This window comes from Nocardioides pyridinolyticus, from assembly GCF_054653575.1.
In genome coordinates, this window is record NZ_BAAIFY010000011.1 from 81866 (window position 1) to 93169 (window position 11304).

Consider the following 11304-nt stretch of genomic DNA (forward strand, 5'->3'; position numbering starts at 1 on the left):
TCAGGAGGTCTTGCGCAGGGCCCACTCGCGGAGACGGTCGATCCGGGCGTGCAGCTGCTCGGCCGTGGCGACCGCCGCCGCCGGCCCGCCGCACTCCTTGCGGAGCGCCGCGTGGGTGATGCCGTGGGCCTGGCCGGTGCGGTGGTGCCACGCGGCGACGAGGCCGTTCAGCTCCCGCCGGAGCACGGCGAGCTGCTCGTGCGTCGACAGCTCGACGAGCGCGTCCGCGGCCTCCTCGGAGCGGGCGCGGCTCGCCTTCTGCTTCTTCGCCCGCTCGCTCTGCCGCGAGTGCAGCAGGTCGCGCACCTGGTCGGGGTCGAGCAGGCCCGGGATGCCGAGGAAGTCCATCTCCTCCTCCGAGCCCACGTGCACCTCGCCCGAGTGGCCGAACTCGCCGCCGTCGAACAGCACCCGGTCGAACCGCGCCTCCGAGCCCAGGGCTTCGAAGTTCCCCAGCAGGTCGTCGGAGGCGCCCTCGCCGGCGTTCGCCTGCGCGAGCAGCTCGTTCTCGGCGGCGAAGACGTCGTCCTCGTTCGAGACCCTCCGGCCGAGCACGTGGTCGCGCTGGACCTCCATCTCGGAGGCGAAGCCGAGCAGGCTCGGCACCGACGGCAGGAAGACCGACGCGGTCTCGCCGCGGGTCCGGGCGCGCACGAAGCGGCCGACGGCCTGGGCGAAGAACAGCGGCGTCGAGGTGGTCGTGGCGTAGACGCCTACGGCCAGGCGCGGGACGTCGACGCCCTCGGACACCATGCGGACCGCGACCATCCAGCGCTGGTCGCCCTCGCTGAACGCGGAGATCTTCTTCGACGCCGCCTTCTCGTCGGAGAGGACGACGGTCGCGGGCTCGCCGGCGATCTGCCGGAGGAGCTTGGCGTAGGCGCGTGCGGACTCCTGGTCGGTGGCGATCACCAGGCCGCCGGCGTCGGGCACGTGGCGGCGCACCTCGTCGAGGCGCATGTCGGCCGCGGCGAGCACCGACGGGATCCACGACCCCTTCGGGTCGAGCGCGGTGCGCAGCGCCTGGGAGGTCATGTCCTTGGTGAGCGGCTCGCCCAGCCGTGCGGCGATCTCGTCGCCGGCGCGCGTGCGCCACTGCATCTCGCCGGAGTAGGCCATGAACAGCACCGGCCGGACGACGTGGTCGGCGAGCGCGTGGGAGTAGCCGTAGGCGTAGTCCGCGACCGAGCGCGGGACCCCGTCGTCGCCGGGGGCGTAGGTGACGAACGGGATCGGGTTGACGTCGGAGCGGAACGGCGTACCCGTCAGCGCCAGCCGGCGGGTCGCGGGCTCGAACGCCTCCCGGACGCCCTCGCCCCACGACAGCGCGTCACCGGCGTGGTGCACCTCGTCGAGGATGACGAGCGTCTTGAACCGCTCGGTGCGGATCCGCATCGCGAGCGGGTTCACCGCGACACCCGCATAGGTCACCGCGATGCCGACGTAGTCGCCGGAGGTCTTGCCCTTGCCGGCGGCGTACGTCGGGTCGATCGGGATGCCTGCCCGCGCGGCCGCCTCGGCCCACTGGAGCTTGAGGTGCTCGGTCGGCGCGACGATCGTGACCCGGTCGACGATCCGGCGGCCCAGCAGCTCGGCCGCGACCGAGAGCGCGAACGTGGTCTTGCCGGCGCCCGGCGTCGCGACCGCGAGGAAGTCGCGCGGGCTCTCGTCGAAGTACTTCTTCATGGCAGCCGCCTGCCACGCACGCAGTGAGGTCGCCGTCCCCCAGGCGGCGCGCTCCGGCCAGGCCGGAGTGAGTGCGTTGGGCTGAGGGTCGGCTTCGGGCCGGCCCGTCACTCGTTCGAGCCCGAGTCGTCGTTCAGGGACTCCCAGACTTCCTTGCACTCGGGGCAGACCGGGAACTTCTCCGGGGCGCGGCTCGGCACCCAGACCTTCCCGCAGAGGGCGACCACGGGGGTGCCCATCACCATCGCCTCGGTGAGCTTGTCCTTCTCCACGTAGTGGGAGAACCGCTCGTGGTCACCGTCGTCGGTCGGGACGGTACGGCGGTCCTCACGGACGTCCGTGTCTGTCGAGAAGCCGATGGTGGTCACAGGCCCAAGGGTACGTCACGAAACCTCCTCGACCGGCGGCCCCCGAGGGCCATCTTCTTCCGGTCGTGGGCACCGGCTGGTCGGCTCGGGCCCGGCCCGCCGCTGATTCATCACGGTAGGCAGGCGAGTCGGCACTCCCCTCGGCATACCCACCGCGGGGAGTGCGGATTCATGTGCCTACCGTGATGAATCGGCAGGCCACGAGCGGCGCGACCGACCTAGTTCAGGTCGGGATCAGCCGGCCGCGTCGAGTGCCAGGCCAGCTCCCCGGGCTGCCGCCGCAGCACGTCGCGCCACAGCTCGCTCGGGTCCAGCCGGAAGACGTCGGGGAGCTGGGCCGGCACGACGTACCAGCTGCCCTCCTCGATCTCGCCGAGGAGCTGGGCGGCGCCCCAGCCGGCGTAGCCCGCGAAGATGCGGACGCCCTCGAGGCTGCCCTCGAGCAGCTCGACGGGGGTGTCGAGGTCGACCAGGCCGAGCCGTCCCTCGACGGCGCGGAAGCCCACGGGCACGTCGTCCTCGGCGCGCAGCGTGGCGACCGCGAGCGCGCCCTCGGTGCTCACCGGGCCACCACGGAAGAGGACCTCGGGCTCGGCGACCACGTCCCCCCAGTCGGCGAGCACGTCGGAGACGGGGATGCCGGAGGGCCGGTTGAGCACGACCCCGAGCGCCCCCTGGTCGTCGACGTCGAGCAGCAGCACGACGGCGTCGACGAAGTTCGGGTCCAGGAGCGCAGGCGTCGCCACCAGGAGCATCCCGGCCCGCGCCTCGGTCATGCCCCCATCATGCGACAACCCCGGGCCCGGCGCCGCGGGGAGGGAGGGATGCGCCGGGGCCGGGGTTGCCGGGAGGGGACGATCAGGCGGCCAGGACGGCCTTGAGCCGGGCCAGCAGCCGGGGCTGCTCGGCGCGGCGGGCGCCGGGCCGGCGCACCGGGCGGTACGTCGCGCGGGCCTCGGCCTCGATGGCCGCACCCACCCGCACCGCGGTGTCGTCGGGGGCGCTGACCCGGCCGGCCATCATGGCCAGCAGGATCCGCTCCTTGGCGGCGGACGTGGCCATCGCGTCGGCGGTGGCGGCGTCCCGGGGCTCGGCGCGCTCGTGGTCGAGGATCGCGAGGACGCCGGGGAGCTCGTCGGCGGTGGCGTGCCAGGCGGCGACGACCGCGCTCTCGAGGTCCATCGGCTGGTTGACCAGCTCACGCTCGATCCGGCCCGCGAGCCGGGTGTGCCACCGCAGCTGGAGGGCGCCGAGCAGCTCGAGGTCGTCCTCGAACACGTCGGCGACGCCGGGGACGTCGAGCGGCAGCAGGCCGTCGCGGCGCTCGTCGGCCGCGGCGATGACGTCACGGAGGATCTCTCCGCGGGAGTGGAAGGACGTCCAGGTCATGGGTGTGCTCCTTCGGGGGCGGGACTCACGTACTCTGAGTACGTACCCAGAGTACGTACACGTACTCTCGGTATGCAACGCCGGCCCCGGTGATCCCGATCACCCGTACCGACAGTCGGTATTAGGCTGCCGGGACTATGAGCAAGTCGACGGTCTCCAAGCTCAAGCCGTTGGTCCCCGGCGTGGTTCCGGGGACGAGCCGCCGTCAGCAGTACTCCGCCTCGACCAAGCGCGCGCTCGTCGACGTCGCCGAGGAACTGTTCACCGAGAGCGGGTACGCCGCCACCTCGCTCGACGCGATCGTCGCCGGCGCCCGGGTCACCAAGGGCGCGCTCTACCACCACTTCAGCGGCAAGCAGGCGCTGTTCGAAGCCGTCTTCGAACGGGTCGAGGACGGCGCCGCCCGGGCCATCCAGCGAGCGCTCAAGGGCCACCGGGACCCGTGGCAGAAGGCCACCGCCGGCCTGCGCGCGTTCCTCACCGTCGTCCAGGAGCCGCGCTACCGCCGGATCGTGATCCAGGAGGGCCCGTCGGTCCTCGGCTACGAGCGGTTCCGCGAGCAGGAGGAGCGCTCGACGTTCGCGAACGTCCTCGAGATCGTGAAGTCCGTCCTCGCCGCCGGCGGCTGGGAGCTCGACGAGGACCTCCAGCAGACCTTCGCCCGGATCTTCTTCGGGGCGATGTCCTCGGCCGGCGAGTCGGTCTCGGGCGCGGAGGACCCCGAGGTGGCGGCCGCCCACGTGGAGACCGCCATCGGGTTCATCCTCTCCGGCTTCCGGGCCCTGGCCGAGAACGGCACCGAGATCACCGGGCCTACCGGCGGGGACGTCACTTCTGGAACGTGACGTTCCCGTTCGCGGCCGGCACCAGCTCGATCCACACGTGGCCGGCCGGGACCTTCAGCTCGCCCGCCTTGGTCGACAGGGAGAGCGGCTGGTCGAGGCCGCCCTTCTGCCACGTGCCGCGCACCAGGCGGCCGTCGTGGAAGATCATCGCCTGGCCCTTGCCCTCGAGCTTGGTCTCGGGGACCGGGTTGCCCGCCGGGTCGCGGTAGCCCGCGTCGCCGACCTGGACCCGCAGCACCAGCACGGTGTCGGCCGGGAACTCGTCGCCGTCGGCGGCGTAGCTGTTCTCGTTGACGTAGTGGTCGCCCGCGAAGGTCCAGTTCGTGGTGTGGCCGCCACCGAAGGACGCCGCGATCGTCTTGGCCGGCTGGCCCTGCGGCAGGTCCTCCTCGGTGCCCCAGGGGAGGTAGTCGGCCGGGCGGGCCGCCTCCTGCTCGGCCTCCTGCGCGACCGTGGTGAGGTCGGCGAAGACGTTGTACGGCGCGCTGCGCGAGCTGTCGCGCGAGATCCCCGCGGCACCCTCGGCGAAGAAGTCGATGCCGGCGCCCTTGATCCGGCTGATCGTCACTCCGGCGGCACCGCTGGTCACGACGTCGGCGTCGACCGGGGCGACGATGCCGATGTCGCTGGCCCGCATCGAGCGGACCGGGCCGACCTCCGTCGGCAGGTCGGAGTGGTAGAACGCCGCGAGCCGGGTCAGACCACCCTCCACGAGCTCCTCCACGACCAGGTCGGCCGAGCCGAGCCCGATCTGCGGGGCACTGGAGGCGGTGTTGTCCATCTTGGTGACCAGCACCGGATAGGTCTGCGCGGAGTTCGCGTCGCCCTCGACCGGGAGGCCGGTCATCGGCCAGGTCGAGGCGAGCTCGTCGGCGCCCGCGACCTCCTGGGCGGCCGGCGCGCCGTCGCCCGCCGGCTCGTCGTCTCCCCCGCATCCGGCGAGCAGCAGGCTCGCGGTCACGAGGAGGGCAGTGGTCAGAGGGGCACGGCGCACGAGATCGCTCCGTTTCGTGATTCTCAAGTGATTCGGTCGACTTCCAGTGTGCAGGGGCGACCGCCCCAGGTGGGGAGGCGCGCCCGCGAGGGTGAGACTCAGCCGAGCTTGGCTCCGCCGTCGACGTACAGCGTCTGCCCGGTGATGTACGACGCCTCGTCGCTGCACAGGAACGCGGCGGCGGCCGCGATGTCCTCGGGGTAGCCGACGCGGCGGACGGGGTTGGCCTCGGCGTTCATCTTCCGGAAGTCGTCGACGTCGAGCTTCAGGCGCGCGGCCGTGGCGTCGGTCATCTCTGTGGCGATGAAGCCGGGGGCGATGGCGTTGGCGTTGATGCCGAACGGGCCGAGCTCGATGCCCAGCGTCCGGGTGAAGCCCTGGATGCCCATCTTCGCGGCGGAGTAGTTGGCCTGGCCGCGGTTGCCGAGGGCGGACACGCTGGAGAGGTTCAGGATCTTGCCGTACTTCTGCGCGACGAAGTGCTTCTGGGCCGCCCGGGTCATGAGGAACGCACCGCGGAGGTGGACGCCCATGACGAGGTCCCAGTCCTCCTCGGTCATCTTGAACAGCAGGTTGTCGCGGGTGATGCCGGCGTTGTTGACCAGGACGTGGATGCCGCCCAGCTCGGCGACCACGCGCTCGACGGCGGCCTCCGCGGACGCGGCGTCGCTGACGTCGCAGCCGATGCCGACCGACTTCGCACCGTCGGCCAGCGGCAGCTTCGCCGCGGCCTCCGCGGCGCTCGCCTCGTCCAGGTCGAGGATCGCGACCGACGCGCCCTCCTCGGCGAAGCGGGTGACTGTGCCGAACCCGATGCCGCGCGCGGCTCCGGTGACGACGGCGATCCGTCCGTCATAACGCCCCATCCGTGTGGCTCCTGTCTCGCGAGTCAGCCTGCTCCAGGTCTGTCAGCTGAACACCCTAGATGAGGGGCAGCACTCGGCTGAGTGTCAGGTCAGGGCGGCGCGCAGGCGGGCGGCGTACTCAGCCGACTCGCCGTCGGCGTACGTCGTCCGGGGCCAGAAGAACCCGCGGAGCCCGTCGCCCTTGGTCCGCGGCACCACGTGGAGGTGCAGGTGGGCGACCGACTGGCTGACGACGTTGTTCATCGCCACGAAGCTGCCCTGGGCGCCGAGGCCGTCGACGACGGCGGTCGCGAGCCGCTGGGCGGCCTCGAGGAAGCCGTCGCGCAGCCCGGCCGGGAGGTCGGGCAGCGTGACCACGTGCTCACGCGGGACCAGCAGCACGTGGCCCTTGAAGACCGGGCGGCGGTCGAGGAAGGCGACGAAGTCCGGCTCGTCGAGCACGACGTCGGCCCCGGCAGCGCCGCCGACGATCTGGCAGAAGACGCAGTCGGCCACGGGACGCCAGCGCTGCCTAGTCGCAATAGCGGTCGCACGCACGGGGCGCGACCATGGCGCGGGCCGAGCTGCCGACGTAGTCGAAGTGCTGGGTGTCGCCGTTGCCGTAGGTCCAGCGGAACCCGTGGCGTCGCATCACCTGGACCACCGGGTGGGAGGTCGAGCGCCACGCGATCCGCGGATGGGAGCGGCTCTGCCACCAGGTGTTGGGGACGATCCCGCGCGCGGAGCGGTACGGGTTCTCCCAGGTGTTGACGTCGAGCGACCGCCCGTAGCTGTGCGGGGACCGGACGCCGGGGCGGCCGGTGACGTCGCGGCAGTTGAACGCCGAGGTGTTGCCGGCCGCCATCGAGGCGTAGTCGTCGCCGCCGCGCGACCGCGCCCCCCACCCGAACCGGTCGACGCGGTACATCGCCCGCACCGGCAGCTTGCGCTGGTACATCTCGGCGAAGGCGGCGCCCATGGCCGCGGCCGCGCTGGTGGCCGCGATCAGCTCACCGCGGCGCGGGTACCCGCGGTAGTCCCAGTAGTTGACCCGGACCAGCCGCAGGCCCGCGCGGCCGACGGGGCACCCGGAGCGCCAGCTGATGCCCGTCATGTGGTTCCAGATCCTGGTCGGGATGCGGGAGACGACGGGGTTGGCGCCCGTGCCGACGGCGTGCGCCTGCGGCGGCAGCGAGCGACGCGGCGCCGGGGCGCCCCTCGGCAGCCGCACCGGGTCGCCCGGCGGGACGTTGTCGATGCGGTGGACCTTGCTGGTGTCGGACTCGACCCAGGACTGACGCACGCCGCGCGCCCGCCAGCGGGAGTCCTGGCGCGGGCGCGTGGTGAAGGCCGCGCGGCCGTCGGCGTCCGTGCGGAGGGTGCGGGCCAGCTGCCAGCGGCCCCCGGCGAGGGAACGGAAGACCTTGACCGGGCCCTGGACCGGTGCGTCCTCGCGGGTCGTCCAGCGCACCCGGATCCGGGCCGTCCGCCCGTCCTTGACCTGCGCCGGCGCCTCGAGGCGGACCAGCCCCGCGCGCCGCTTGAGCTCGAGCCGCTTCTGCCGGGTGGCCGCGGGGTACACGTCGTCGCCGGCGTACTGCGCGCGCACGACGTTGTCGGTCACCTCCCGGCTGAGCCGGACCGGCTGCGTGGCCATGCCGCGGTCGTCGGTGGTGACGATGCCGAGTGGGACCCAGGCGCCGTCCTCCTTGCGCGCGAGCTCGACCGACGCGTTCGCGATCGGCTCGCCCTCATCGGTCTGCAGTCGGAGGTGGAGGGTGGTCTCGGTGTCGGAGTACGCCGGGGCGCTGCTGAGGTCGATGCTGGTGGCCAGCCGGGCGGCCGCGCCCGCCGCGGCCGACAGGCCGGTCAGCGGCAGGGCGAGCACGCAGGCGAGCAGGACGACACGAAGCCCGAGCGACATGGCGTGAGTGTGCCCAGCGGCCGCCAAGACATGCGTGGGACGCGCCCGGGTCGGCTCAGGGAACCTCCACCAGCGAGCTCAGCGTGCTCGAGTTGCCACCGAAGTCGTAGATGGCGAGGTCGGTCTGGAGCGTCGTGCCGGAGTCGAGGGGCACGAACTCGTAGGTGAGGTTGGGGATGTCGGCGTAGAGGCCGACGTCGGTCGTCGGCTCCCACACCTGTTCGCCGGCGGCGGTCACGGTCAGCACGTCGGGGACGATGATCCCCTCCGGGTCGGGGGCGAGCTCGCCGTACCCCCCGGACACCTCGTCGTAGATGTAGATCGTCTCGCTCTCGAACTCGCCCTTCTCGATGTTCATCACCATCGAGAGGAGCGCGTCCTTCGGGTCGCGCTGCCGCGGATCGGTGGACGCGTAGTAGGTCATCGGGATGTCGAAGAACGCCGTGCTCAGGTCGTCGCTCACGTCGAGCGCGACGTAGGCGTAGGCGGTGTCGTAGCCGTCGTCGAGCTGCATCACGCTGAGGTCGTAGGTGCCGACCGCGACCGGGGCGTCGCCGCTGTCGTCGAAGTCGGCGACCTCCTCGCCGTAGTAGGTGATCGAGCTGTCGTCGTTGAGGATCGCGTAGCTGATCGTCGCCTCGGTGATGTTGTCGAGGCCGGCCGGGTCGAAGGTCCCGGTGAGCGTGACGCCGCTGTTGTCGAAGGCGACCTCCGGGCCGTCGGCCGGGTCGGTGAACTTGGCCTGCTCCTCCTCGGGGAGGGCGGCGCCGGCGCCGTAGTAGGCATCGAGGAAGTCCGACCACTCGTCGGCCGAGGAGACCTCCAGGTACGCCGGATCGGCGAGCTCGACCACCGGCGGCAGGTAGATCGAGAGGCCGGTGGCGCCCTCGGTGACGACGCCGGCGACCGAGTCGACCACGGCCGCGTCGAGCGCGCTCACGACGGCGTCGGCCTGGTCGGCGACCTCAGGCGCGGCCTCGCCGATGGCGGACGCGAGGAGGCCGAGGTCGTTGAGGTGCTTGTCCTGCGACTGGTCGGGGCTCTTGCCGAAGCCGAGCGTCACGGCCTCGGCCTTGCCCACCGCCGGGGCGACGGTCGTCGACTCCTCGGCCATCGTCTCCGCGAAGTCGTCGACGGCCTCGTCGACGGCGTCCATGCGGGAGAGGTCGATCATCGACAGGGTGATCTCGTCCTGGGTGCCGGACGCCTCGGCCTGGGCCGCGAAGCCGTCGATCAGGGCGGAGCCGAGCTCGTCCGCGGTCGCCTCGGGGTCGTCCGCGAGCAGCTGGAGCGCGGTGTAGTCCCAGCCGTGGCCGGGCTCGAGCTCCTGGGAGGCCACCAGCCGGTCGGCGAGCGGGGCGACCTCGCTGGCGACCTCGTAGTTGGCCATCAGGCAGGCGTCGAAGCCGAGCAGGTCGAGCTTGTCGACGCCGGCCTGGCGCAGCCCGTCGGAGATGGCCCTGACGATCTCGTCGAGGTCGAGCACGTCGTAGTCCGGCGTGCCCTCGTCGGGGCCGATCCCCGGCCAGGAGGCACCGTGGTCGCTGATGATGAGCGCGTAGTGGCCCGCGCGGTGCGTCGCGAGCCCGTCGGCGATGAAGGCGGCGAGCGTCGCCGGGTCGGCCGAGTTCACGTCGCCGAGCTCCTCGACGACCGTGCTGGTCCCGGGCGCGCCGAGGTCGAGCACCCGGCCGCCGACCCAGTCCCCCTGGTCGAGCAGCGGGTCCTCGCCGTACTCGACCGAGCGGTCCATGAACTCACGGATCTGGAGGTTGTCGTTCGAGCCGACCTGGCCGAGCTCGTTGACGTCGGCGACCATGAACGGCTCGAGGTTCGTGTCGGCCATCGAGTAGTGCAGCACCGTCCACCCGTCGCCCTCGCGGCCCGCGTGGGCCACGGCGGACTCGGTCTGCTGGTCGTCGCCCCCGCCGGACCCGCCGCTGCAGGCCGTGGTGAGCAGGAGGGCGGCCGCGCCGGCGGCTACGAGACTGGTGAGACGGGTGGGACGCACCGGGCGAGACTAGGGGGCGGCGCGCCCGCGGGTCCGGCGAACGCGGAGGTCCGCACAGGCGGGCTAGCCCGGTGGCCGGCAGCCCGAGCACGCGCCGCGCGCGCCGGTCGTCGTCGGGCGGCCGTTTCGTGAGAGCGGGGTCCTCCCGCTTCACGACGTGCCGCCGGTGCTCTAAGGTGAGCCTTGCCTAACTCACCCGCACAGAAGAGACCGCCGTGAACCGTCTGCTCTCCGCCGCCGCCCTTGTCGTGCTCGTCGCCGTCGGTGGCGCGGGCTGCTCCGAGGACGACGGCCCCAAGGTCGTCGTCTACAACGCGCAGCACGAGCAGCTGCTCGAGGAGATCGCCCCGAAGTTCGAGGAGAAGACGGGCATCGAGGTCGAGCTGCGCAACGGCTCGGACTCCGAGCTCGCGGCGCAGCTGATCCAGGAGGGCGAGGCCTCCTCGGCCGACGTGTTCCTCACCGAGAACACCCCCGCGATGTCGGCGGTCGAGCGCGCCGGTCTGTTCGCGCCGCTCGACCCCGCCGCGAGCGAGCCCATCCCCTCCGAGTACCGCCCGGCCAGCGGCCTGTGGACCGGGTTCGTCGCCCGCTCCACCGTGCTCGTGTACAACCCGGACCTCGTTAGCGAGGCCGAGCTGCCGGAGTCGATCATGGAGCTGGCGGAGCCGGAGTGGGCCGGGAAGGTCTCCTTCTCGCCCACGGGGGCGGACTTCCAGGCGATCGTCGCCGCGGTCCTCCACCTCGAGGGCGAGGACGCCACCCGGGCCTGGCTGGAGGGCCTCCAGGCCAACGGCACCGTGTACGACGGCAACAACGTCGTGCTCGAGTCGGTGAACTCCGGTGAGATCGCGACCGGCATCGAGTACCACTACTACTGGTACCGCGACCAGGCCGAGTCCGGGGAGAACAGCGACGACAGCGCGCTCTACTACTTCGGCGACCAGGATCCCGGCGCCTTCATCAGCGTCTCCGGCGCCGGGGTGCTGAAGAACGCCGAGCACCCGGACGAGGCCCAGGAGTTCGTCGCCTACCTCACGAGCGAGGAGGGTCAGCAGGCGCTCGCGGACAGCTACGCGCTGGAGTACCCGCTCAACCCGGCGGTCAGCCTCGAGCCGCCGGTGAGGCCGTTCGACGAGCTCCAGCCCCCGCCCATCGGGCTCAGCGACCTCGACGGCGAGAAGGTGGTGGAGCTGCTCTCCGACGCGGGGTTCGTGCTCTGAGCACCGCCACGCTCCGACC

11 protein-coding genes are annotated in these 11304 nt (G+C 72.2%); 2 read left to right on the forward strand and 9 right to left on the reverse strand.

Annotated features, from left to right (window positions below; translation table 11 throughout):
- The 4 genes from ACYQ0U_RS11810 to ACYQ0U_RS11825 all read right to left on the reverse strand — a co-directional run bounded on the left by ACYQ0U_RS11810 (position 1) and on the right by ACYQ0U_RS11825 (position 3443).
- A complete protein-coding gene (locus tag ACYQ0U_RS11810) occupies positions 1-1686 on the reverse strand; it encodes a DEAD/DEAH box helicase (protein WP_459973016.1) in 1686 nt (561 codons plus the stop codon).
- A 107-nt stretch (positions 1687-1793) separates the two neighbouring features.
- A complete protein-coding gene (locus tag ACYQ0U_RS11815) occupies positions 1794-2054 on the reverse strand; it encodes a DUF3039 domain-containing protein (protein WP_459973018.1) in 261 nt (86 codons plus the stop codon).
- Positions 2055-2272: 218 nt separating this feature from the next.
- Positions 2273-2830: a YqgE/AlgH family protein gene (locus ACYQ0U_RS11820; protein ID WP_459973020.1), complete on the reverse strand. Its 558-nt coding sequence runs from the start codon at positions 2828-2830 to the stop codon at positions 2273-2275.
- Positions 2831-2912: 82 nt separating this feature from the next.
- Entirely contained in the window at positions 2913-3443 is a 531-nt protein-coding gene (locus ACYQ0U_RS11825; RefSeq protein WP_459973022.1) for a hypothetical protein, read from the reverse strand.
- Between the two features lie 137 nt (positions 3444-3580).
- On the opposite strand from ACYQ0U_RS11825, the gene ACYQ0U_RS11830 reads away from it, so the two are divergent.
- Positions 3581-4288 carry a TetR/AcrR family transcriptional regulator gene (locus ACYQ0U_RS11830; RefSeq protein WP_459973024.1) on the forward strand — a complete coding sequence of 236 codons (708 nt, stop codon included), beginning with the start codon at positions 3581-3583 and terminating at the stop codon, positions 4286-4288.
- Here ACYQ0U_RS11830 and ACYQ0U_RS11835 read toward each other — a convergent pair.
- From ACYQ0U_RS11835 to ACYQ0U_RS11855, 5 genes are all read right to left on the reverse strand, one after another.
- Positions 4272-5282 carry a DUF3048 domain-containing protein gene (locus tag ACYQ0U_RS11835; RefSeq protein ID WP_459973026.1) on the reverse strand — a complete coding sequence of 337 codons (1011 nt, stop codon included), beginning with the start codon at positions 5280-5282 and terminating at the stop codon, positions 4272-4274. The genes ACYQ0U_RS11830 and ACYQ0U_RS11835 overlap by 17 nt on opposite strands.
- A 98-nt stretch (positions 5283-5380) precedes the next feature.
- Positions 5381-6148, reverse strand: a complete 768-nt coding sequence (locus ACYQ0U_RS11840; protein ID WP_459973028.1) for an SDR family NAD(P)-dependent oxidoreductase — start codon at positions 6146-6148, stop codon at positions 5381-5383.
- 84 nt (positions 6149-6232) lie between these two features.
- A complete protein-coding gene (locus ACYQ0U_RS11845; RefSeq protein ID WP_459973030.1) occupies positions 6233-6643 on the reverse strand; it encodes an HIT family protein in 411 nt (136 codons plus the stop codon).
- A 16-nt stretch (positions 6644-6659) separates the two neighbouring features.
- A complete protein-coding gene (locus ACYQ0U_RS11850; RefSeq protein WP_459973032.1) occupies positions 6660-8051 on the reverse strand; it encodes a M15 family metallopeptidase in 1392 nt (463 codons plus the stop codon).
- A gap of 55 nt (positions 8052-8106) precedes the next feature.
- The gene (locus ACYQ0U_RS11855) at positions 8107-10062 is read right to left on the reverse strand and encodes a clostripain-related cysteine peptidase (protein WP_459973034.1); all 1956 of its coding nucleotides are present in this window, start codon (positions 10060-10062) and stop codon (positions 8107-8109) included.
- A 215-nt stretch (positions 10063-10277) separates the two neighbouring features.
- Between ACYQ0U_RS11855 and ACYQ0U_RS11860 the strand changes: the two genes are divergently transcribed.
- Positions 10278-11285, forward strand: a complete 1008-nt coding sequence (locus ACYQ0U_RS11860; RefSeq protein ID WP_459973036.1) for an iron ABC transporter substrate-binding protein — start codon at positions 10278-10280, stop codon at positions 11283-11285.
- The last annotated feature ends 19 nt before the right edge of the window (positions 11286-11304 follow it).

Bases quoted from the DNA above. Each gene is read 5' to 3' on its own strand.
- ACYQ0U_RS11810 (WP_459973016.1), bottom strand. From the start codon at position 1,686: ATGAAGAAGTACTTCGACGAGAGCCCGCGCGACTTCCTCGCGGTCGCG.
- ACYQ0U_RS11820 (WP_459973020.1), bottom strand. From the start codon at position 2,830: ATGACCGAGGCGCGGGCCGGGATGCTCCTGGTGGCGACGCCTGCGCTC.
- ACYQ0U_RS11825 (WP_459973022.1), bottom strand. From the start codon at position 3,443: ATGACCTGGACGTCCTTCCACTCCCGCGGAGAGATCCTCCGTGACGTC.
- ACYQ0U_RS11830 (WP_459973024.1), top strand. From the start codon at position 3,581: ATGAGCAAGTCGACGGTCTCCAAGCTCAAGCCGTTGGTCCCCGGCGTG.
- ACYQ0U_RS11840 (WP_459973028.1), bottom strand. From the start codon at position 6,148: ATGGGGCGTTATGACGGACGGATCGCCGTCGTCACCGGAGCCGCGCGC.
- ACYQ0U_RS11850 (WP_459973032.1), bottom strand. From the start codon at position 8,051: ATGTCGCTCGGGCTTCGTGTCGTCCTGCTCGCCTGCGTGCTCGCCCTG.